Source organism: Streptomyces sp. NPDC018029, assembly GCF_044327655.1.
Classification (GTDB): Bacteria; Actinomycetota; Actinomycetes; order Streptomycetales; family Streptomycetaceae; genus Streptomyces.
The window spans coordinates 169,545-190,248 of the sequence record NZ_JBIRFV010000013.1; the positions used below are offsets into that span (position 1 = coordinate 169,545).

Consider the following 20,704-nt stretch of genomic DNA (forward strand, 5'->3'; position numbering starts at 1 on the left):
AGTGGTCCCTCGCAACAGCGGCCTGCGGGAGGGGGAACTCCCTGCTCCGGCGGCACAGACAAGGCGAGTGAGCCGTCAGAGTACGCGAGTCCACGCCTGGGGCGCGTGGCGGACCTCTCACGGTTGTACGGATGCGGTGTGGTGTGCGCCACGCCCGCGACTTCCGGCCATGCCCCCGCACAGGCGTACGACATGCCCCGCGCGGGCGTCCGACTTCCCCCACGGCCGATAATCGAGCCCGTGACTGATCTTGATCAACGCCGCACGCCGTCCCCGCCGTCCCCGGCGGGCCACGTGCTGCGCCGCGCGGCGCCCGCGGTCCTCGTGTACGCGGGGGTGCGTGCGCTGGGACTCGCCGTCCTCGCGGTGTGGGGCGCGGTGGCCGGCAAGAGTCCGCACACGCTGCTGTCGGCCCGCTGGGACTCGCTCTGGTACACCCGCGTCGCCGAGCACGGGTACGGCTGGGAAGTGACGCTCCCGGACGGCAGCGTCCACTCGAACCTCGCGTTCTTCCCGCTGCTGCCCTGGCTGGAACGGCTCGTCTCCGCGGTCGGTCCGCTGTCGTACGCCGACGCGGGGCTCGTGGTGAGCTGGGTCGCCTCGCTCTTCGCCGCCGCGGGGATCTTCGCGGTCGCCGACCATCTGTACGGGCGCCGGGCGGGGATCTGCGCGGCCGCGCTGTGGGCGGTCCTGCCGGTCGGCATCGTGCAGTCGATGGCGTACAGCGAGTCCCTGTTCACGGCGCTCGCCGCCTGGTCGTTGTACGCGGTGCTCAGGGAGCGCTGGGTGGCGGCGGGTGTGCTCGCCTCGCTCGCGGGGCTGACCCGGCCGGTGGGCGCCGCGGTGGTCGCGGCGATCTGGGCGGCTGCGGCCGTGCGGATGTACCGGGAGCGGCGGGCCGACCGGCGCGTGCTCCTCGGGGTGATCCTGGCTCCGCTCGGCGCCGCGGGCTATGTGCTCTGGGTCGGCCACCGCACCGGCGGCGGTCTCTTCGGCTATCTCGACGTCCAGGCGGGCTGGGGCAACGGCTTCGACTTCGGCTATGCCTTCGCGCGGTTCGTCGGGGAGAAGTTCACCTCGGTCCCCGGCGCCCTCGCGGGTCTCGGCCTCATCGCCGGTGTCGCCCTGGTCTGCGGGCTGTACGTCCTCGGCGTACGCGGGAAGCAGCCGCTGCCGCTGCTGGTCTACTGCGGGATCGTCGTCGTGCTCGCCCTGTGCGCGGCCGGCTACTTCGGCTCGAAGCCGCGGCTCCTGATGCCCGCGTTCCCGCTCCTGCTGCCGGTCGCGGTGGCGCTGGCCCGGCTGCGTACGTCCAGGTCGGCGCTGGTCCTGGGCGGTGTGGCCGTGGTGAGCGCGGTCTACGGGGCGTTCTGGCTGCACGGCTCGGGCCCGCCCTGATCACGTCATGATCATTTCGGCGGCCCCCGGCGATCGAACGGGAAATTCCACACCAGCCCCCGGTGAACCAATTCAAAAGGGCTATAAAACAGCACCGGAAATGATCAACGAATTGGGTAAGGGGTCGGCGCACAATAAACAAACCATGAGGAATAAACCTCTTCCTGAGATCAATCCCACATCACATCGTCATCACAAAGCCACTGATTCGGCCTAGTGCCGCACTCACTCGCTGTAACGTCGATTGGGTGCGTACCGAACGAAACCTCACCCGTCTTGACCGGGTCTTCGCCCGGCTGGACCGTGAGCCGGAACGACCGGCCCACCTCGCCATGCCGAGGATGAGCCGGCACAGGGTCGTGCTCTTCGGCGCGACCCTGGCCTTCTACCTGGCCATCGTCGTGGCCGTGCTGACCACCTCGTGGCTGGTGCGGTTCGACTGGCAGGTCATGTTCTTCCGGCCCTACCAGCAGTGGCCGGAGATCCACGCCTTCCTCGACTACTGGGTCGTCCTCGGCCAGCGCGGCCCGACCGCCGTCATGGTCGCGGCCTGGCTCGGCTGGCGCTCCTGGCGGCAGCACACGCTGCGCCCGCTCCTGATGTTCGGCGCCTCGCTCCTCCTGCTGAACGTCACGGTCGGCGCGGCCAAGCTCGGCATGGGCCGCCTCGGCCCGCACTACGCCACCGCGATCGGCTCGAACGAGATGTGGCTCGGCGGCGATATATTCCCTTCGGGCCACACCGCCAACGCCGTCGTGACCTGGGGAATCCTGGCCTATCTCGCCTCCACCCCGCGCACCCGCCGCTATCTGTCGGCGCTGTCCGCGGTGGTCTCGCTGAGCGTCGGCCTCACCACCGTCTACCTCGGTACGCACTGGCTGAGCGATGTCTTCCTCGGCTGGGCCGCGGGCCTGCTCATCCTGCTCGCGCTGCCCTGGTTCGAGTCGCTGATCGCCCGGGTCGAGGCCGGGATCTTCCGCGTCCGCGACTCCTGGCGCGCCCGCCGCGCCCAGATCATCACGGTGCCCGAGCCCGCGTCCGCGCCGGTCGGGGCCCCCGCGATGGTGCCGCAGCGCCCTGCCGCGGACGACAGCGCGCCCGCGCGCGAGCCGGTCGGCGCCGCCCGCGGCGGCCGCCCCGCGGCCTATCTGGCGCCGGGCCCGCACACGGCCCGTTCCGAGCGCACCCCGGTCACCCCGGCGGGCAGCCGCCGCCCGCCGCACTCCGACCGCGTCACCCGCGGCACCACGTCGGCCCGCCCGGTGCCGGGCGGCTGACCCCACAGGCAGCGGGGGCCGGTACGCACAGCCCACCCCCCGCACCGCGAAGGCCCCGGCTCCGTTCAGGAGCCGGGGCCTTCCGCCATGTGCCTCGGGTGTGTCCCGGATGTGTCTCGGAGCGGGCTCTCAGCCCTTCCAGCAGCGCCTCACGACGCCTTCCTCCACCTCGAAGTTGAGCCGTCCCGCGAGGTACTCCATGGTGATGATCGTGCCCGGGGCCAGCGACCTGACGGTGGACCAGCCGCGCTCACGCGCCCGCTGCCCGGCCGCGTCGGCCGTCAGGCCCACGTAGCCGTCCAGGCTGTCGGCGCTCTCGGGGGGCTCTGCGGGAGGGGTCGGAATAGGTGCCATGGCCGCCACGTTAGGCGGCGCGGCACCGGCGGGGAAGCCCGGGAGGCGCACACCATGCGTCACCGGTACCTCTCCGGTCACGCTTTTGTCACAGGATCACCACGTGCGTTTCGGTCGAACTCCGTCACACGAACGGGCGGTTCCGTCCTTCTACCGACGTAATTCGGTGGTGTCTTCGCGTCACTCGGAAGGCTTCTTTCCCACTCCCGGAAAAGCGCCTCCCGAATGAGACCGCGGGCTCTTTACGAACCCTCCGCATTTCCGAATCCCGGCGCCCGCACGGGATGTGACGGCGCATGGGGGAATTACCCATTCCGGCACCGGTGTCCGCTCACCGGTCACCCGCAACCGGCGTACGCCCTCTGTCGAAGCCGCCCCGACGCGAGCATCATGGCGTGAGCTTCGAACAGCCTGCGGGCAGGGCCCGGGACGCGATGGCGAAGGGGCGAGCGATGGGGACGGAGACGGCGCGGGAGACCGGAGAGCCGGTGCGGGAGCAGCGCCCCGGCCGGGTGATCGTCGACTGGCTGACCACCACGGACCACAAGAAGATCGGTCACCTGTACCTGATCACGTCGTTCGTCTTCTTCCTGGTCGCCGGCGCGCTGGCCCTGCTGATGCGGGCCGAACTGGCCCGTCCCGGGCTGCAGCTGATGAGCAACGAGGAGTTCAACCAGGCCTTCACCATGCACGGCACGATCATGCTGCTGCTCTTCGCGACGCCGACGTTCGCGGGGTTCGCCAACGAGATCATGCCGCTGCAGATCGGCTCGCCCGACGTGGCCTTCCCCCGGCTGAACATGCTCTCGTACTGGCTGTTCCTCTTCGGCGCGCTGATGGTCCTCGGCTCGCTGATCGTGCCGAGCGGGCCCGCCTCGTTCGGCTGGTTCGCGTACGCCCCGCTCAACAGCATGGAGCGGTCGCCGGGCATCGGCGCCGACCTGTGGATCATGGGGCTCGCGCTCTCCGGCTTCGGCACGATCCTCGGCGCGGTGAACTTCCTGACCACCATCATCGGAATGCGCGCACCCGGTATGACCATGTTCCGGATGCCGGTCTTCACCTGGAACGTGCTGTTCACGTCGATCCTCGTGCTGATCGCGTTCCCCGTGCTCGCCGCCGCGCTGCTCGTCCTGGAGGCCGACCGCCGCTTCCACTCCCTCGTCTTCGCCTCGGAGAACGGCGGGGCGCTGCTGTGGCAGCACCTGTTCTGGTTCTTCGGGCATCCCGAGGTCTACATCATCGCGCTGCCGTTCTTCGGCATCATCACGGAGATCATCCCTGTCTTCAGCCGGAAGCCGATCTTCGGCTATCTGCCGCTGGTCGGCGCGACGATGGCCATCACCGGGCTCTCCGTGGTCGTGTGGGCGCACCACATGTTCGCCACCGGCGCGGTCCTGCTGCCCTTCTTCTCCTTCATGTCCTTCCTGATCGCGGTGCCGACGGGCGTGAAGTTCTTCAACTGGACGGGCACGATGCTCAAGGGCTCGCTGTCCTTCGAGACGCCCATGCTGTGGGCGGTCGGCTTCCTGGTGAGCTTCCTCTTCGGCGGCCTGACCGGCGTCATCCTGGCCTCGCCACCGCTCGACTTCCACGTCACCGACTCGTACTTCGTCGTCGCGCACTTCCACTACGTCGTGTTCGGCACCGTCGTCTTCGCGACCTTCGGCGGCTTCTTCTTCTGGTGGCCGAAGCTGACGGGCAAGATGCTGGACGAGCGGCTCGGGAAGATCCAGTTCTGGACGCTCTTCGTGGGCTTCCACACGACGTTCCTCGTCCAGCACTGGCTGGGGGCCGAGGGCATGCCCCGCCGCTACGCCGACTACCTGGCGGCGGACGGCTTCACGGTGCTCAACACCGTCTCGTCCATCGGGGCGTTCCTGCTCGGCCTGTCCACGCTGCCGTTCCTCTACAACGTCTGGAAGACCGCCAAGTACGGCGAGAAGGTGGACGTCGACGACCCCTGGGGCTTCGGCCGCTCCCTGGAGTGGGCGACCTCCTGCCCGCCCCCGCGGCACAACTTCGTCACGCTGCCCCGGGTCCGCTCCGAGTCCCCGGCGTTCGATCTGCACCATCCCGAGTACGCGGCGTTCGAGGCGCGGGACCAGGACCGGGTGCGTCAGGATCCGCAGACGGAACACCCCGGTCCAGGGCCCGGCTCAGGAGGTCCCTAGCGGACCTGACCCGGTCGGCGAGCTCCGGCGGGTCGACGATCTCAAACTCGATGCCCATGAACAGCACATGGAAGACCATCACGTCCAGGCTCGTCGCGCCGGTGTGCAGGAGGCAGCTCTCCTCGGTCTCGGCCTCCAGGGTGCCGTCGGTGGGCGTGATCCGCTGGGCGGCATCGGCGAGCGGGACGAGGAGCCGGACCACGGCATGGGTGGCGTACGCGCGCGTGGAGACGCCCTGCGCGACGTACGCGGCGAGATCCTCGGCGGGCGGGGTGCGCGGCGCGAAGCGCGGTCCGTGCGGCGGCCTCGGCTCGACGCGGTCCGCGCGGAACGTGCGCCAGTCGTCGCGGTCGAGGTCCCAGGCCACGAGGTACCAGCGCCGCTCGCTGCACACCAGGCGGTGCGGTTCGACGGTCCTGCGAGTCGACGTGCCCTCGTGGTCGCGGTAGTCGAAGCGCAGCCGCTCCGAGTCCCGGCAGAGGTCGGCGAGTTCGGTGAGGACCGCCGGGTCGACGCCCTGCGGCTGCGGGGGGCGCAGCATCGGCACGGTGTACGCGTGCAGGGCGCCGACGCGGCGGCGCAGCCTGTTCGGCAGCACCTGTTCGAGCTTGGAGAGCGCGCGGACCGAGGTCTCGCCGATGCCCTCGACGCCCTGTCCCGCGGCGGTGCGCAGGCCCACGGCGACCGCGACCGCCTCGTCGTCGTCCAGGAGCAGCGGCGGCAGCTCGGCCCCCGCGCCGAGCTGATAGCCGCCGCCGGTGCCCGGGGTGGCGTTGACGGGGTAGCCGAGCCCGCGCAACCGGTCGACGTCGCGCCGGACCGTGCGCGGGGTGACCCCGAGCCGGGCGGCGAGGTCCGCGCCGGACCAGTCGCGGTGGGCCTGCAGCAGGGAGAGCAGGCGGAGCAGTCGTGCCGAGGTCTCCAACATGGACGTGATTGTGCCGGTGTCCGAGGACAGCCACGGTCCGCGGTGCCGCTCCCCCGGCGTCAGCCGCCCTGGCCGGCCTCCTTCTCGCCGCGCGGCTCGCGGACGCGCACCGACAGGTCGTTGTCGAGGGTGTAGTACGGGCCCGCCTCCAGCGTGCCGTGCCGCTCCGTCACGCACGGCACGACCGGGTAGGTGAAGATCGTCTTCTTGTCCGGGACGTCGTCCAGGATCCGGGCCAGGCGCACCCGGGGGCCGCTCTCGCCGGCCGGGCACAGCCACAGGTCCCAGGGCCCGGCACCGTGCCCTGCGAGGGGGGCGTACGGCAGCGTGAAGGTGAACTCCGGTCCCTCCGCGGTGACGTCGACGCGGTGGACGACGTCCGGCTCGGCGCGCCGGACGGCCTCGACGTACGCGCTGTCGGTGAGCCCGGTGCCGTACACCCGGCCCTGCGCGCTCATGGCGGCGTCGGTGATCTGGATCTCGCCGGCCTCGGCGTGCGGCGCGCGCAGCCAGCTGCGCACCGAGAGGTTGCCCTGCTTGGTGGCGTAGGGGATGCGCACCGCGACATGGCCGCGGTTGCCGCTGGGCGCGCGGTCGACCAGCGAGCGCAGGTCGTTCACGCCCGGCATGAGGCGGCGCGGCTCGCCGCCCGCGACCTGTGCGTACGCGTTCCAGCGGCCCTCGGCGAGCTCGACGCTGCTGGGCAGCGCGGCCCGCAGCCGGCCGTCCGCCGACGGGGAGAGCGGCAGCCGCACGCAGTCCTCGGGCGATTCGGCGTCGCGGCGGCGCAGCAGCAGGTGGGCGGCGTCCGCCGTGCCGGGTTCGCCGGGGTCCGTGACGTCGAAGGTGAGTCCCCCGGCGGAGTCGGCGATGCAGTCGGCACGGGGCGCTCCCGCGGCCTCGTGGTCGTCCCCGGCGTGCGACGCCGACTGCGAGGTGGCCAAGGCCGTCATGCGGTCGATCCCTTCGTCTGTATGCGGCCGAGATCACGCACGGCGTACGCGCCCCCGAGCAGCGCGCCTCTCGTGCGGTGCAGGGAGCCGCGCATCCGGCCCCCCATCGAGCTGCTCCGGGCGATCATCCCGGAGAACATCGCGTCGTAGCGCTCGGCTATGCGTTCCGGGTCGAAGCGCTCGGAGTCCTGGAGCGCCGCGCCCGCCATCCGCTGCCGGAGCGAGTCGTTGTTGATCAGTTCGAGCAGTCCGCCCGCTATGGCGTCGGCGTTGCCCGTCTCGACGAGCCGCCCGTCGACACCGTTGTCGATGATCTCGCCGGGTCCGTGCGGGCAGTCGGTGGCGACGACGGGGAGCCCGCAGCGCATCGCCTCGACGATCGTCATGCCGAAGGACTCCAGGCTGGAGGTGACGGCGGCGATGGAGCCCTTGGCCCACTCGGGCTCGATCGGGTGGGCGGGGCCCATGAGGAAGACGTGGTTGTAGAGGCCGAGTTCGTCGATCAGGGCGCGCAGCTTCTCCTTCTGCTTGCCGCCGCCGTAGATCCGCAGCCGCCAGTCGGGGCGCTCGCGCCGCACCTTGTCGAAAGCCCTGATCAACAGGTCGTACCGCTTGACGGGGGCCAGCCGGCCGGCCGCGACGACCCACTTGTGGGAGCCGTCGGCGGGCTCTATGCCGGGCGCGGGCACGGGGTTCGGCACGGCCTGGACGTGCACGCCGGGCAGCCGCATCTTGCGGGTGTAGGCGCGGGCGTCGGCCTCGGTCGTCGTGGTCAGGACGTCGAGGCGCGGGTAGACGCTGCGCAGCTGGCGGCGCAGTTCCTTGCTGTGGCTGTCGAGCGTGAGGTGTTCCTGGCCCACGCGCAGCGGGCCCCGCGCGGTCTGCCGGGCGATGTGTACGTTGAGGCCGGGCCGGGTACCGACGACGACGTCCGCGTCGAGACGCGCGAGGTGGTCGGCCACGCGGCGGTCGGTGAGGGCGCTGTACTGGGCGTAGCGGCCCTCGGCGCTGGGGAACGTCCGGGCAGGGGTCAGATGCTCCGGGTCCTTCCCCTCGTAACCCGATGTGCCCTCGCGGAGGTCGACGAGGTGCCTCAGTCGCACGCGCTGGTCAGGCGCGAAGACGGGCTCGTCACGGTGCCGGAAGACGGATACGACCTCGACGTCGTGCTGTTGGGACAGCGTGTTCGCCAGGTTGTACGTCGTCCGGATCGTCCCTCCGATTCCGTACGCGTTGTGAATCAGGAAAGAGATGTGCATGCGTCCCCGTATTCCGCGCTTCCATGCGGACAGTCCCCCTCGTCCGCCTACCGCAGGGTTAGACGGGGATTCCTGGCCAATGGTTGGGTGACAACACCATCCTGTTTCCGAACAGATGCGTGATCGCAAGCCAAGGAGGGGAACTTTTTCGCGTTGTCGCCCATCAAGGCTGGTAGGAGAGCTGAGGGACGTCGAAGCAGTTTTCGTTCATGTCGCCGCCCTGAGTGACCCAGCCCTTCCCGTCCCGCCAGCGGGCCACCGACACACACGTCCTGCGCGTCGCGGGCGGCTCCCTGCGCTGCTCGAAGGTCACGGGCACCAGCAGCCCCCGCGCGGAGTACGGCTCGTTCCTGCGCATGAAACGGTCCACGCACGCGCGCGTGATGCCGGCGCCGCTCCCGCCCGGGCAGGACCGCGCCGCGTCGGTGAACCACATGGCGGCGGCCCACCCCTCCAGCTGCCACTGCGAGAGCGCCTTGCCCCGCATGGCCGTGCGGAACTCCCGCACGGCCGGGTGGCCGGTGTCCTCGTGGTTCCTGCTCGACCCGGTGGCCCACAGGGCGTTGCGGCAGCGGGGCGCGTCCTTGTAGTCGTCGGCGACGGCCGAGGTCCAGTTCTGGACGTTGGTGACCTTGGCGGTGACCCGCGCGCCGACGTCGTCCATCGCCTCGCACAGCCGCGCGTTGCCGTGTGTGTCCATCGCGTCGAAGACGAGGTCGGCGCCCTGCTCCTTCAGGTCGGCCGCCGCGGCACGGAAGTTGGGCAGCGCGAAGTCGACCTGTTCGGTGACCACCTTGTAGCCCTCGGCCTTCAGGCCCCGGGTGACGAGCCGTGCGTACGCGGCGGACGCGGCCTGGTTGTAGGAGACGACGGCGGCGGTCCGCGCGCCGTGCTCCCGCTTGAAGTAGCGGTAGACCTCCGTCCCGCCGTACAGCTTGCCGTCCCAGCCCGGCTTCCCGTTCCGCGGGGCGAGGCTGCCGTAGATCCCGTACAGATGCGGATACGTGTCGTAGGCGGACCCGATGGGCTGGCCCCCGATGTCGGGCACGCGCGCGCGGGAGACGCGTGCCGCCCCCGCGTAGTCCAGCGAGGACGTGGCGACGAGCGCGACGACCCGCTGCTCCTCGACCAGCTTGCGCACGCAGTCGTTGTTGCCGACGCCGCTGCCGCCGTCGTCGCAGGTGCGCACCTCGACCCTGCGCCCTTCGATGCCGCCGCGCGCGTTCAGCCGGTCGAAATAGGCCTTGGCCCCGTCCCGCGGCCCGGTGAAGGCGGCGCCGCCGACCGGGCTGGTCGCGCTGGTGATGATGCCGACCCTGACCGGCGCTCCCCCGGCCGGGGCGGGCCCGGTGCCGCGCCGTTCGAAGTCGCTCTCGGGCAGCCGGCTCCCGCAGGCCGCGCACGCCACCAGGAGTGCGGCGGCGGTCAGTACCTCAGCAGCCCGGACCGGGCGACGCATTCCCGCTCAGCTTCACCAGGGCGCAGAGGGTCTTGACCGACACCTTCCAGGTGCCGTCCTCGTCGACGGCCGTCCCGGAGGCGTCGGGCAGCGCGGTGGCGCCCTTCAGCGTCAGCGCGTACGTCACCTCGGCCTCGGTGGCGGAGTCGAACTCGACCTCGCCGACCTCGGCCGCGACCTGCTCGCCCCGCTCGTCGCCGCTGAAGCTCCTGAGCACGGCGCGCATCTCGGCGCCGTTCTCCAGGACGGTCTCCTTCTCCTTCAGGGACGTCTTCGGGTCGAAGAACTTCTCCCAGTTCTCGCGGACTTCCTTCTCCGCGGCGGCCCGGTCGGCAGGCGCGCTCGCTTCGGTGGGCTCGGCCGCTTCGGTCGTCTTCTGCACGGACGGCTCGGGCGGCGTGCCGCTGTCCCCGCCTCCGCTGTCGTCGCCGCAGGCCACGGCGGCCGGTCCGATCAGCAGGACCGCGGCGGCCGCCAGCGCCGCGCCCCGCGCCCTGCCCCGCCCGGGGCGCGTCCCCCGCCTTGGGCTGCTCCCGAGAACCATCTGGCTCACCACCGGGTGTCGGTCCGGACCGCTCGGGCCCGGAGCTTTCAGCGTCGGCTTCCAGAAGGCATAGTGCAAGCCATCGGCTGACATGGACAGCCCACTGACGTCACTGACGTGACCGACGACGTGTCCCAGGGGGGCTCCGATGGGGGCGGATCGGACAGTTCGGACGGCCGGTGCGTCCGGCCGGGACCGCTCGCGCGCCGTGCGCCCCGTGCTGTGGGCGGCCTTCGCGGCGCTCGCCGGCGGCGCGGTGCTCTGCGTGATCGGCTGGTACGGCGTCTCCGGAGAGCGGTTCACCGAACGGCAGTTGCCCTATCTCGCCTCCTGCACGGTGCCGGGCGCCGCGCTGATCGTCGCGGGTGCGGTGCTGCTCACCCACGGCAGGAGCGCCTTGGCGGCGGCGCGCGTCGAGGAGCTGTACGGACTCCTGGTGGCGACGGAGCCCGCGCCCGCCGGGGACCGGCCGCAGCCCCCCGTGGCGACCGGCGACGCGCTCCTCATGGTCCCCGGCGGCACGCTCTGGCACCGCGCGGACTGCCCGCTGGTCGCCGGCAAGCCGACGGCCGTCCCCGCCGACGCCACGATCCTCGCGGCGGGCGCCCTGGCCCCCTGCCCGATCTGCGAACCACGGCGTCCCCCGGAGCCCGACGACCCGCCGGCCGCCCCCGCACCGGCGCCGGAGGACTGACCCGGTGGCGTCCCTGAGCTACGACCTGACACTGGCCGGGCTCTCGGTCGGCAGCGCCGCCGCCCTCACCGGCATCGGCCTGATCGTCACCCACCGCGCCACCGGCGTCCTCAACTTCGCGCACGGCGCGATCGCCATGCTCTGCGCCTACGTCCTGCGCCAGCTGACGGCCGAATGGCACTGGCCGCTCCCCGTGGCGGCCGCCGTCACCCTGCTCGTCGTCGCCCCGGCCATCGGCCTGCTCCTCGACCGCGCGGTCTTCCGCCCCTTGGCGGTCCTCGGCGGAGACCCGGCGCAGACCCTGGTCGCCTCGATCGGCGTCTTCGTCCTGCTCGTCGGCGGAGCGGCGCTCCTCTGGGGCCCCGGCGCCCGCGACGACGCGCCCGAACTCCTCTCCGCCGACCCCTGGGCGCAGCTCGGCGCGGCCGTCGCCCTCGCCGCCGCCGTGGGCGCGCTGACCCGCTGGACCCGCTTCGGCAGGGAGCTGCGCGCGGTGGTCGACAACCGCCACCTCGCCGTGCTCTCCGGCATCGACGCGGACCGGGTGGCAGCGGCGGGCTGGGCCTTCGGCTCCTTCACGGCCGGCCTCACCGGCGTCCTGCTCGCCCCCCACGTACGCCTCGATCCGTACGGCATGCCGCTGCTCGTCATGGAGGTGGTGGCGGTCGCCGTGGCGGCCGGCATGCGCAGCCTGCCCGTCGCCGTGGCGGTCGCCCTCGGCCTGGGCGTGGCGCAGAGCCAGCTGACGCGCCTGCACCCCGGGGGCCGGCAGGAGCAGCTCCTCCAGACGGCGGGCGCCAACCTCTTCGTGATCGCCCTGCTGATCGCGGCGCTCGTCCTGCCCGGCATCGGCTCCCGTGACGCCCTCCCCCGCACGGCGACGGCCCGCGTCCCCACGCCGCCGGGCGCCTGGATCGTGGCGACGGTCCTCTTCCTCATCCCGCTGGGCTTCGCGGGCAGCGACCTCACGACGTCGGTGCAGGTCCCGGCCCTTGCGGTGATTCTCCTCTCGCTCGTGATCGTGACGGGCCGGGGCGGCCAGATCTCCCTCGGCCAGGCGGCGTACGCGGGTCTCGGCGCCCTCTTCACGGCGCTCCTGACGGCGGGCCGCTTCCCCGGCCTCCCCGAACTCCCGCACCTGCCCGCCCTGGCCGTCGCCGTCCTCCTCGTCGCGCCCCTCGGCCTGCTCACCGGGCAGCCCGCGATCAGCAGACACGGCCTGGCACTGGCCCTTGCGACCTTCGCGGTCGGCGTGGGCGTCAGCCGCTTCGTCTTCACCCAGCCGTACGCGACGGCGGGCCTGACCATGGACCGCCCCGCGGGCTTCACGGGCGACCGCGCGTACTACGTCCTCGAACTCGCCCTCCTCGCGGGCGCGTTGCTCCTGGTCACCGCGTTGCGCCGGGGCCGCACGGGCCGGGCGCTCGCGGCGCTGCGGGACCACGAGGCGGGCGCGGCGGCCGCCGGGGTGCCGGTCCCCGGCCTGAAACTCGCCGCGTTCGTCACCGGGGCGGCGCTCGCCGCGCTCGGCGGCGGCATGCTCGCCATGGGCCACCGGGCGTTCGACGCGGGCGCGTACGACCCCGTGCGCGGACTCCTCTGGTTCGCCGCGATCGTGGTCCTCGGCTCGGACAGCGTCCTCGGCGCCCTGGCCGCGGCAGCGCTCCTGGTCGGCCTGGACGCGGGGACGCAGGGCGGCATGGCCGCGGCGGTGATCGGCCTCCTGGCCGTCCTGATCGGCCGCTTCCCGGGTGGCCCGTACGAGGCACTGCACGCGGCCACCCGCGGCTTCCGCCGCACCCCGCGCCTCACCCCGGCGGGCCGGTCGGCCCGCGCGATGCTGACGGTCGCCACGAGCGCCACCGGCCCGCGGCCGCCGAACCCACGGGAGGGGATGTGGGGGTTCCTGCGAGCGCGGCACCGAGCCAACGCTGACAGCGCCGCAGCAAGGGGACCCGGCCGCAGCGACGGCGAGCACGCAGACACCCCCGCGGCCCCACACCCCACCCGGACCACACCCGCACCCGACCACCCGAGCCGCACTCCCCCGCGCACCGTCGCCGACAAGGGGAAGGCCGCCCCCACACCCCCGCAGCCGCCGAACCGGCGACACGCAGCACAGGGGTCCACCCGAACGGCGCGCACTCCCGACCACCCGAGCCACACCCTCGCCGCCCACCACCTCACCCTCACCTACGACGGCTTCAAGGCGCTCGACGACGTGAGCCTCACCGTTCCGGCGGGCCGCGTCACCGCGATCGTGGGGCCGAACGGCGCGGGCAAGAGCAGCCTCTTCCACTGTCTGGCAGGGACCCTCCGGCCCACGTCCGGAAGCGTGACCCTGGGCCCCCGCGACATCACCGCGCTCCCCGCCCACGCCCGCACCCGCACCGGCCTGGCCCGCACCTTCCAGCAACTGGCGGTCTTCCCGTCGCTGACGGTCGCGGAGAACATCCAGGTGGGCGCGGACCGAGACCCCGGACAGCGCCCCGGCGCCACCGCCCGGGCCCTGCGCCTCCTGGGCCTCACGCCCCTGGGCGCCCACCCCGCCGCCGACCTCTCCACCGGCGTCCTCCGGCGCACGGAACTCGCCAGGGCCCTCGCGGGCGACCCCCACACCCTCCTCCTGGACGAGCCGGCCGCGGGCCTGGACGAGTCCGAGGTGGCGGCCCTTGCCACCCTGTTGCGCGCCCTCGCGGCCGACGGCACGGCGCTCCTGGTCGTCGAGCACGACCTCGACCTCGTGGCGGGCCTCGCCGACACCGTGCACGTGATGGCGGCGGGCCGCATCGTGACCACGGGCCCCGCGGGCCAAGCACTGGAAGAGGTCCGCTGAATGCGAGGAGGCATCGAACTGCGAGCGGCCCGCGTCCGCTACGGCCCCCTGGAGGCCCTGCACGGCGTGACCCTGGCCGCCCCCGCGGCCGCCGTCACCGTGCTCCTGGGCCGCAACGGCGCCGGCCGCACCACGGCCCTGCGCGCCCTGGCCGGCACGGCCGCCCTCTCCTCGGGCGCGGTCGTCCGCGACGGCCGGGACATCACGCGCCGCCCCGCCCACGAACGAGCGGCGGAAGGCGTGTGCTTCGTACCGGACCGCCGGGCGGTGTTCTCCTCCCTCACCGTCGCGGAGAACCTCGCCCTGTCGTACCCGGCGGGCGACTTCACCCGCGCCCTCGACGCCTACCCCGAGCTGCGCCCGCTGCTGCGCCGCCGCGCGGGCACCCTCTCGGGAGGCGAGCAGCGCATGCTGGCCCTGACGCGGGCGCTGCTCCCGACGGTGGAGGTCGTCCTCGCGGACGAGCCGACGCAGGGCATGTCGCCTGCCGTCGCGGCCCGGACCTACGCCCTCCTGACGGAGCTTGACGCATGTGTGGTCCTGGCCGAGCAGCGCCTGCCGCCCGCCTTGCGCGAGGGCGCGAGCCGGACGGCGGTCGTGCACGAACTGCGCCGCGGCGCGGTCGTGTTCAGCGGTGAGCCGGGAGAGCTCAGCTCCGCCCCGCCGCGGTACGCCCCGGAATGACGAGGACGGCGCCCACGCCGATCCGGTCGGGGCTGCTCCCGATCGTGTCGCGGTTGGCCTTGTACAGCGCCTGCCAGCCTCCCTTCACCCCGTACCGGCGCGCGATCGAACTCAGCGTCTCGCCCGCCTTCACCGTGTGGCCGTCCCGCTGGAACCGCGCGATGCGCACCTTCTTGGAGCAGGCGGGCCAGGCGCCCCAGCCCTGGGTGCGCAACACCTTCTCGGCGACCTTGATCTGCTCTTCCTTGGTGGCGAGGTCGGCGCGCGGCGCGTACTTGAGCCCGCCGTACGCCTCCCAGGTGGGCTGCCAGAACTGCAGCCCTCCGTAGAAGCCGTTTCCCGTGTTGGTGTGCCATCGGCCGTTGCTCTCGCACTCGGCGAGGCACTCCCACGGTCCTTTGGTCGTGGAACAGTCGTACGCCCTGGAGGCCGCGCCCGGCTTCGACGGCGGAGCCGCGGACGCGGCGGCCGTCGGCAGCGCCGCCGCCGCCAGGACGGCGCCGAGGACCAGGGACACGGACCGGACACGCTTGGTCAACTTCCGGTGCATCGGGTGCATCGGGTCACGCTAGGCAGCTCCGCGGCGGGCCCGGAGTGTGCCGCGCCGCCGCGGAGCCGCCCCCACCCGGTCGGACTATCGGGTCAGACGCTCAATCGCTGTCCCGGCACGATCACGTCCGGATCACCGCCGATGACCTGCCGATTGGCGGCGTAGAGCCGCTGCCAGCCGATGCCGTGCTTGGCCGCGATGCGGCTGAGGGTGTCGCCCTGCTGGACGGTGTAGGTGCCGGAAGCGCCGCGGGAGGCCCCCCGGTCGGACCGGCCGGGTGCCTCGCCGGACCGCTGCTGCACGGCCTTCGGCGCCGGCTTCGCGGCCTTCGGGACCGGTGCCGCGGCGGACGGCGCGCTCCCGTACGCGCCCGCCCGGGCCGCACAGGTGGGCCACGCGCCCCATCCCTGGGCGCGCTGGACCTTGGTGGCGACCGCGATCTGCTGCGCCTTCGACGCCTTGTCGGCGGTCGGCGCGTAGGCCCCGCCGCCGAACGCACGCCACGTACCGGCGGAGAACTGCAGTCCGCCGTAGTAGCCGTTGCCCGTGTTGATCTGCCAGTTCCCGCCGCTCTCGCACCGTGCGATGCGGTCCCACACTCCGCTGTCGGCCGCGCCGGCCTGGCCGGTCGCGGCGAGCAGGCCCAGCGGGGCCAGGAGTGCGGCCCCTCCGATCACTGCCGTGGTGCGCGTGCTCTTGGGACGTGCGGACATGTATTTCCCTCTCGGAGGACCCGGGCTCCCCCTGGCCGTGCGGGCCCCTCACGCATCCGGCGCTCAGGACCCCGCAGGACCCGCCCGCCGGTGTCGGTGCTCGAGCTGGCTGATGCGACCGGCGGACGTACCCGAGCGGTGCTCGCTGCACACGGCGGTGGAATCTAGGAGTCCCCTCGCCCGGTATCAACCAAGTCCTTGTCATTCCAGGCCAGTTGAGCGTTACCTACGGTATCGGCGACTTTCGGCCACCCACTTCATAGGCCGATATCAGGATTTATCGACCACTCGCCGTGTCGATCTGTGACTCAGCTCACTGGCCCAACTTCCTTGGCCCCAGCACCTGTTGGCGCGGAGTGACGGATTCCGCGAGCCGTTTCACCCTCCGCTGCGGATGGTTCGATTCCGTTCGCCTTCGCGCGTGACTTGCGCCACTGATCCACCGTTGTCTTCTTACGAGTCGGACACCGTCCGGCTCGGCACACCTTCCCCATGCACCCCAGAAGACGATCCCGAGGAGCCACCCGTGCCGCGCATGCTCGACCTCAGCGACGACGTACGCGCCGAGATCGGCGACGAAGAAGCCGACCGGCTGCTCGCCGGAGACAACACCCCGGGCAGCTACGACTGCACGTCCTGCCGCACCCCGGGCGACGCCGAACAGGAGCGCACCAGCACGGTCCTGTTCGTCGGCGACGAGACAGCCGTGCTCGCCTTCGCCCACTCCAGCTGCCTGCCCTCCCAGATCGTCACGGTCTCCGAGGAGCAGCTGCAGGGTGCCGTGCGCTCAATCACCGGGGACGACGGCGGAGCGGCGCCGGAGGCGGCGTCCGGGGCGGTGCCCGAGGCGGCGCCGACCCAGGCCGTCCTCGGCGTGACCAGCGGCCTCGTCCTGATCGAGGGCGAGCTGCGCCCCGCGCTCGTCGTCGAGCCGACCGGCCCCATCGCCCGCCCCGGCGCCGCGCCGGGCGGCGGTGACGACTTCCTGCCGCTCCTGATCGAGCAGGGCTTCACGCCGGTCGCCTCGCTCGACTCCCCGCCGCCCGCGCTGCCCGGCTGGTCCGTGCTGCTCGCCATGGGCCAGCTGCACGCCGTCCTGCAGCCCGGCACCGGCGGCGGCTCCCCCGTCGCCTGGTGGCAGGCGCACCACCCGCTCCAGGTCACCGAGGACTGGCGGACCGCGGCCAACAAGACGCAGACCGTGCTGCTCTTCGCGGCGCCGGTCGGCTCCATCGGCCGGCAGCCCCGCGAGGACATGCTGCGGGCCGCACTGGACAAGGCCGCGACCCACGGCCGCCTCGTCGCGGCCACCATGCCGCTCGCCGGAACCTGAGCTCCCGGGAGTACGCGGGAGGCCGCCCCGGGCCCCGAAAGTGCCGGTCACACCCCTGCCGGACCGGGGAAAGCGGCGCGGCCCCCGCATCCGTAGAGCGGTCGTTTCGTTGGCACAGTCGTGCACCCATACGACCCCTCCCGTCACCGGCCGGCGTACCAGAGCCCCATCCCGTCCATGCGCACCGCGCCGGACACCGCGGGCAGCCACTCGGCCACACCCATCTACGACACGCTGTACTCGGAGTACCTCAGGTCCTTCAGGTCCCTGCCGGGCGACCGGTCCGGCGAGGAGAACCTGGGGTTCGTCTCCTTCGGCTCGGGGCAGTACGGCGTCCAGCACCGCACCGACGGACGGCACGAACCGCGCCACAGCTCCTACGGCCAGTTCCAGATGGCCCGCTACGGCCAGCAGGACCACTACGCCACGGGCCACTACCAGGTCCCCGCGGCCCTGCCGCCGGGACCGCGCCGCGAGCACTGAGCCGCGCCCCCGGACAGCCGAATGCCCGGCCTCCCCTCTACGGGGGGCCGGGCATTCTCTCGTACGCCTTACCGCTTACTGCTTACTTCTTACGGCCGCGCTTCTCGCGCACCCGCACCGAGATGTGGATCGGCGTCCCCTCGAAGCCGAACTCCTCGCGCAGGCGACGCTCCAGGAAGCGGCGGTAGCCCGCCTCGATGAAGCCGGACGCGAAGAAGACGAACCGCGGCGGCTTGGTGCCCGCCTGCGTGCCGAAGAGGATGCGGGGCTGCTTGCCGCCGCGGACCGGGTGCGGGTGGGAGGCGACGATCTCGCCGAGGAACGCGTTGAGGCGGCCGGTCGGCACGCGCGTCTCCCAGCCTGCCAGAGCCGTCTCGATCGCCGGGACCAGCTTCTCCATGTGGCGCCCGGTGGCCGCCGACACGTTCACGCGCGGCGCCCAGGCGACCTGGCCGAGCTCGGTCTCGATCTCCCGCTCCAGGTAGTAGCGGCGCTCCTCGTCGAGGGTGTCCCACTTGTTGTACGCGACGACGATCGCGCGGCCCGCCTCGACGGCCATCGTCACGATGCGCTGGTCCTGGACCGAGATCGTGTCGGAGGCGTCGATGAGGATCACCGCGACCTCCGCCTTCTCGACGGCGGCCGCCGTGCGCAGCGAGGCGTAGTAGTCGGCGCCCTGCTGGAGGTGGACGCGCTTGCGGATGCCCGCCGTGTCGACGAACTTCCAGGTGATGCCGCCGAGTTCGATGAGCTCGTCGACCGGGTCACGGGTGGTGCCCGCGAGTTCGTTGACGACGACGCGGTCCTCGTTCGCCACCTTGTTGAGCAGGGAGGACTTGCCGACGTTCGGCCGGCCGATGAGGGCGATGCGGCGGGGGCCGCCGATGGCCGCGCCGAAGGTCTGCGCGGGCGCCTCGGGCAGCGCCTCCAGGACGGCGTCCAGCATGTCGCCGGTGCCGCGGCCGTGCAGCGCGGAGACGGGGTGCGGCTCGCCGAGGCCGAGGGCCCACAGGGCGGTGGCGTCGGCCTCGCCGGACGGGCCGTCGACCTTGTTGGCGCAGAGCACGACGGGCTTGCCGGCCTTGCGGAGCAGGCGGACGACGGCCTCGTCGGTGTCGGTGGCGCCGACCGTGGCGTCGACGACGAAGACGACGGCGTCGGCGGCCTCGATCGCGTACTCCGCCTGGGCGGCGACGGACGCGTCGATGCCGAGGACGTCCTGCTCCCAGCCGCCGGTGTCGACGAGCTTGAAGCGGCGGCCCGCCCATTCGGCCTCATAGGTGACGCGGTCGCGGGTGACGCCCGGACGGTCCTCCACGACGGCCTCGCGGCGGCCGATGATGCGGTTCACCAGTGTCGACTTGCCGACATTGGGGCGGCCGATGACGGCGAGGACGGGCAGCGGGCCGTGGCCCGCCTCCTCGATGGCGCCCTCGACGTCCTCGATGTCGAAGCCCTCTTCGGCGGCGAGCTCCATGAACTGTGCGTACTCGGCGTCGCCGAGCGCCCCGTGGTCGTGCTCGGCGGAGCCGTCGCCCTCGGGCTGGATCTGGTCGTTCATGAAGTCCGTACCTCGTCGTTCATCGTGGTGATCGGTGCACCGTCCTGCCTGTCGGGCCGGGGCACTACTGATAAGTCTCGCTCAGCGCCCGGTCAGGCGCCTGGCGTTTTCCAGGTGGGCGGTGAGCCGCTCCTGGATGCGCACGGTCGCCTCGTCCAGCGCCTTGCGCGTGCGCCGCCCGCTTCCGTCACCCGCGTCGAAGGGGTCGCCGAAGACGACGTCGACGCGGCTGCGCAGCGGCGGCAGCTGCTTTATCAACCGTCCGGGACGCTCGGTGCTTCCCAGCACCGCGACCGGCACGATCGGGGCGCCTGCCCGCACCGCGAAGTACGCGAGGCCGGCCCGCAGCGACGCGAAGTCGCCGTCCCCCCGGGTGCCCTCCGGGAAGATCCCGAGGACGCCGCCCTGCTCCAGGACGCCCAGGGCGCGGGTGATGGCCGTGCGGTCGGCGACCGAGCGGTCCACCTTCAGCTGGCCGATGCCGTGCAGGAAGGAGCCGAGGGGCCCGATGAACGCTTCCTTCTTGATCAGGAAGTGCGTCGGCCGGGGCGCGACGCCCATGACCATCGGGCCGTCGACGTTGTGCGAGTGGTTGACGGCCAGGATGACCGGGCCGCTCACGGGCACCCGCCAGGCGCCGAGGACGCGCGGCTTCCAGAGCCCGTACATGAGGCCGACACCGATCCGGCGGCCGACCTCGGCCCCCCGCGCGGAGGGAGCGTCGCTCACTTCGCGGCCCGCTTCTCCTCGACGAGGGTGACGACGCACTCGATGACCTGCTGAAGCGTGAGTTCGGTGGTGTCGACCTCGACGGCGTCGTCGGCCTTGGCCAGCGGGGACGTCTTGCGGCTGGAGTCGGCCGCGTCCCGCTTGATCAGGGCCTCCTGGGTCGCCTTGATGTCGGCGCCCTTCAGCTCGCCGGAGCGGCGGGCGGCGCGCGCCTCGGGCGACGCGGTGAGGAAGATCTTCAGGTCGGCGTCGGGCAGCACGGTCGTACCGATGTCGCGGCCCTCGACGACGATGCCCTTCTCCGCCGAGGCCGCGATGGAGCGCTGCAGCTCCGTGATGCGGGTGCGCACCTCGGGGACGGCGCTGACCGCGCTGACCTTGGAGGTGACGTCGGTGGTGCGGATCGGTCCTGCGACGTCCGTGCCGTCGACCGTGATGGTCGGGGCGGCCGGGTCGGTGCCGGAGACGATCTCGGGCTTGCCCGCGACGGCGGCGATGGCCGTCGGGTCGGTGAGGTCGATGCCGTTGTGGACCATCCACCACGTGATGGCCCGGTACTGGGCGCCGGTGTCCAGGTAGCTGAGACCGAGCTGGGCGGCGACGGCCTTCGAGGTGCTCGACTTGCCCGTGCCTGACGGTCCGTCGATGGCGACGATCACGGCTGCCGGGGCGGCGGTTTCGGCTGTTTCCACGGGGCGGTGGGCACCTTTCGCTGTACGCGGGCCAGGGAAGCGGGGCGCGACCGCGCCCCGCACAAGGTTACTGGCTCGCACAC

The 20,704-nt window shown here is 72.5% G+C and carries 18 protein-coding genes and 1 pseudogene; 8 read left to right on the forward strand and 11 right to left on the reverse strand.

The features are described from left to right. Positions 1-240: 240 nt before the first annotated feature. Together ACH4D5_RS33555 and ACH4D5_RS33560 are read left to right on the forward strand one after the other, a co-directional pair. Positions 241-1,398 carry a glycosyltransferase family 39 protein gene (locus tag ACH4D5_RS33555; protein ID WP_398310113.1) on the forward strand — a complete coding sequence of 386 codons (1,158 nt, stop codon included), beginning with the start codon at positions 241-243 and terminating at the stop codon, positions 1,396-1,398. Between the two features lie 248 nt (positions 1,399-1,646). Further along, entirely contained in the window at positions 1,647-2,675 is a 1,029-nt protein-coding gene (locus ACH4D5_RS33560) for a phosphatase PAP2 family protein (protein ID WP_398310116.1), read from the forward strand. 129 nt (positions 2,676-2,804) lie between these two features. On the opposite strand, the gene ACH4D5_RS33565 is transcribed toward ACH4D5_RS33560, so the two are convergent. Next, complete coding sequence (locus ACH4D5_RS33565) at positions 2,805-3,029, reverse strand: I78 family peptidase inhibitor (RefSeq protein WP_398310119.1); 225 nt, start codon at positions 3,027-3,029, stop codon at positions 2,805-2,807. A 452-nt stretch (positions 3,030-3,481) separates the two neighbouring features. On the opposite strand from ACH4D5_RS33565, the pseudogene ACH4D5_RS33570 reads away from it, so the two are divergent. Continuing rightward, positions 3,482-5,011, forward strand: a pseudogene (locus ACH4D5_RS33570) (cbb3-type cytochrome c oxidase subunit I); the annotation flags it as partial. A gap of 43 nt (positions 5,012-5,054) precedes the next feature. Here the strand turns inward: ACH4D5_RS33570 and ACH4D5_RS33575 are convergent. The 5 genes from ACH4D5_RS33575 to ACH4D5_RS33595 form a co-directional block, all read right to left on the reverse strand. Further along, positions 5,055-6,131, reverse strand: coding sequence for a helix-turn-helix transcriptional regulator (locus ACH4D5_RS33575; protein ID WP_398310122.1), 1,077 nt, complete (start codon positions 6,129-6,131; stop codon positions 5,055-5,057). Between the two features lie 59 nt (positions 6,132-6,190). Next, positions 6,191-7,084, reverse strand: a complete 894-nt coding sequence (locus ACH4D5_RS33580; RefSeq protein WP_398310125.1) for a hypothetical protein — start codon at positions 7,082-7,084, stop codon at positions 6,191-6,193. Then, the gene (locus ACH4D5_RS33585; RefSeq protein ID WP_398310128.1) at positions 7,081-8,343 is read right to left on the reverse strand and encodes a glycosyltransferase family 4 protein; all 1,263 of its coding nucleotides are present in this window, start codon (positions 8,341-8,343) and stop codon (positions 7,081-7,083) included. Before ACH4D5_RS33585 ends, ACH4D5_RS33580 begins: the two co-directional genes overlap by 4 nt. A gap of 163 nt (positions 8,344-8,506) precedes the next feature. After that, a complete protein-coding gene (locus ACH4D5_RS33590; RefSeq protein WP_398310131.1) occupies positions 8,507-9,802 on the reverse strand; it encodes an ABC transporter substrate-binding protein in 1,296 nt (431 codons plus the stop codon). Then, positions 9,777-10,346 (reverse strand): hypothetical protein, encoded by a 570-nt coding sequence (locus tag ACH4D5_RS33595; RefSeq protein ID WP_398310133.1) that lies wholly within the window; start codon positions 10,344-10,346, stop codon positions 9,777-9,779. Before ACH4D5_RS33595 ends, ACH4D5_RS33590 begins: the two co-directional genes overlap by 26 nt. 148 nt (positions 10,347-10,494) lie before the next feature. Here ACH4D5_RS33595 and ACH4D5_RS33600 point away from each other — a divergent pair, with 148 nt between their 5' ends. From ACH4D5_RS33600 to ACH4D5_RS33610, 3 genes are read left to right on the forward strand one after another with little or no spacing between them, the layout of a single operon-like run. Next, on the forward strand, positions 10,495-11,040 hold the full coding sequence (locus ACH4D5_RS33600; RefSeq protein WP_398310136.1) for a hypothetical protein: 546 nt from the start codon (positions 10,495-10,497) through the stop codon (positions 11,038-11,040). Between the two features lie 4 nt (positions 11,041-11,044). Then, on the forward strand, positions 11,045-13,876 hold the full coding sequence (locus ACH4D5_RS33605) for an ATP-binding cassette domain-containing protein (protein ID WP_398310139.1): 2,832 nt from the start codon (positions 11,045-11,047) through the stop codon (positions 13,874-13,876). Further along, positions 13,877-14,560: an ATP-binding cassette domain-containing protein gene (locus tag ACH4D5_RS33610; RefSeq protein WP_398310142.1), complete on the forward strand. Its 684-nt coding sequence runs from the start codon at positions 13,877-13,879 to the stop codon at positions 14,558-14,560. On the opposite strand, the gene ACH4D5_RS33615 is transcribed toward ACH4D5_RS33610, so the two are convergent. Further along, positions 14,526-15,119 carry a transglycosylase family protein gene (locus ACH4D5_RS33615; RefSeq protein WP_398310144.1) on the reverse strand — a complete coding sequence of 198 codons (594 nt, stop codon included), beginning with the start codon at positions 15,117-15,119 and terminating at the stop codon, positions 14,526-14,528. The genes ACH4D5_RS33610 and ACH4D5_RS33615 overlap by 35 nt on opposite strands. 83 nt (positions 15,120-15,202) lie before the next feature. Then, entirely contained in the window at positions 15,203-15,823 is a 621-nt protein-coding gene (locus ACH4D5_RS33620) for a transglycosylase family protein (protein ID WP_398310147.1), read from the reverse strand. 526 nt (positions 15,824-16,349) lie between these two features. Between ACH4D5_RS33620 and ACH4D5_RS33625 the strand changes: the two genes are divergently transcribed. Together ACH4D5_RS33625 and ACH4D5_RS33630 are read left to right on the forward strand one after the other, a co-directional pair. Further along, positions 16,350-17,156: a hypothetical protein gene (locus ACH4D5_RS33625; RefSeq protein ID WP_398310150.1), complete on the forward strand. Its 807-nt coding sequence runs from the start codon at positions 16,350-16,352 to the stop codon at positions 17,154-17,156. A 177-nt stretch (positions 17,157-17,333) separates the two neighbouring features. Next, a complete protein-coding gene (locus ACH4D5_RS33630) occupies positions 17,334-17,639 on the forward strand; it encodes a hypothetical protein (protein WP_398310153.1) in 306 nt (101 codons plus the stop codon). 82 nt (positions 17,640-17,721) lie between these two features. Here the strand turns inward: ACH4D5_RS33630 and der are convergent, their stop codons facing one another. From der to cmk, 3 genes are all read right to left on the reverse strand, one after another. After that, positions 17,722-19,200: a ribosome biogenesis GTPase Der gene (der, locus tag ACH4D5_RS33635; protein WP_398310156.1), complete on the reverse strand. Its 1,479-nt coding sequence runs from the start codon at positions 19,198-19,200 to the stop codon at positions 17,722-17,724. A gap of 81 nt (positions 19,201-19,281) precedes the next feature. After that, positions 19,282-19,929 carry a lysophospholipid acyltransferase family protein gene (locus ACH4D5_RS33640; protein WP_398310158.1) on the reverse strand — a complete coding sequence of 216 codons (648 nt, stop codon included), beginning with the start codon at positions 19,927-19,929 and terminating at the stop codon, positions 19,282-19,284. Further along, positions 19,926-20,621 carry a (d)CMP kinase gene (cmk, locus tag ACH4D5_RS33645; RefSeq protein ID WP_398310161.1) on the reverse strand — a complete coding sequence of 232 codons (696 nt, stop codon included), beginning with the start codon at positions 20,619-20,621 and terminating at the stop codon, positions 19,926-19,928. Before cmk ends, ACH4D5_RS33640 begins: the two co-directional genes overlap by 4 nt. Positions 20,622-20,704: the final 83 nt, after the last annotated feature.

Bases quoted from the DNA above. Each gene is read 5' to 3' on its own strand.
- ACH4D5_RS33565 (WP_398310119.1), bottom strand. From the start codon at position 3,029: ATGGCACCTATTCCGACCCCTCCCGCAGAGCCCCCCGAGAGCGCCGAC.
- ACH4D5_RS33575 (WP_398310122.1), bottom strand. From the start codon at position 6,131: ATGTTGGAGACCTCGGCACGACTGCTCCGCCTGCTCTCCCTGCTGCAG.
- ACH4D5_RS33580 (WP_398310125.1), bottom strand. From the start codon at position 7,084: ATGACGGCCTTGGCCACCTCGCAGTCGGCGTCGCACGCCGGGGACGAC.
- ACH4D5_RS33585 (WP_398310128.1), bottom strand. From the start codon at position 8,343: ATGCACATCTCTTTCCTGATTCACAACGCGTACGGAATCGGAGGGACG.
- ACH4D5_RS33590 (WP_398310131.1), bottom strand. From the start codon at position 9,802: ATGCGTCGCCCGGTCCGGGCTGCTGAGGTACTGACCGCCGCCGCACTC.
- ACH4D5_RS33595 (WP_398310133.1), bottom strand. From the start codon at position 10,346: ATGGTTCTCGGGAGCAGCCCAAGGCGGGGGACGCGCCCCGGGCGGGGC.
- ACH4D5_RS33600 (WP_398310136.1), top strand. From the start codon at position 10,495: ATGGGGGCGGATCGGACAGTTCGGACGGCCGGTGCGTCCGGCCGGGAC.
- ACH4D5_RS33610 (WP_398310142.1), top strand. From the start codon at position 13,877: ATGCGAGGAGGCATCGAACTGCGAGCGGCCCGCGTCCGCTACGGCCCC.
- ACH4D5_RS33615 (WP_398310144.1), bottom strand. From the start codon at position 15,119: ATGCACCCGATGCACCGGAAGTTGACCAAGCGTGTCCGGTCCGTGTCC.
- ACH4D5_RS33620 (WP_398310147.1), bottom strand. From the start codon at position 15,823: ATGTCCGCACGTCCCAAGAGCACGCGCACCACGGCAGTGATCGGAGGG.
- ACH4D5_RS33630 (WP_398310153.1), top strand. From the start codon at position 17,334: ATGCGCACCGCGCCGGACACCGCGGGCAGCCACTCGGCCACACCCATC.
- der (WP_398310156.1), bottom strand. From the start codon at position 19,200: ATGAACGACCAGATCCAGCCCGAGGGCGACGGCTCCGCCGAGCACGAC.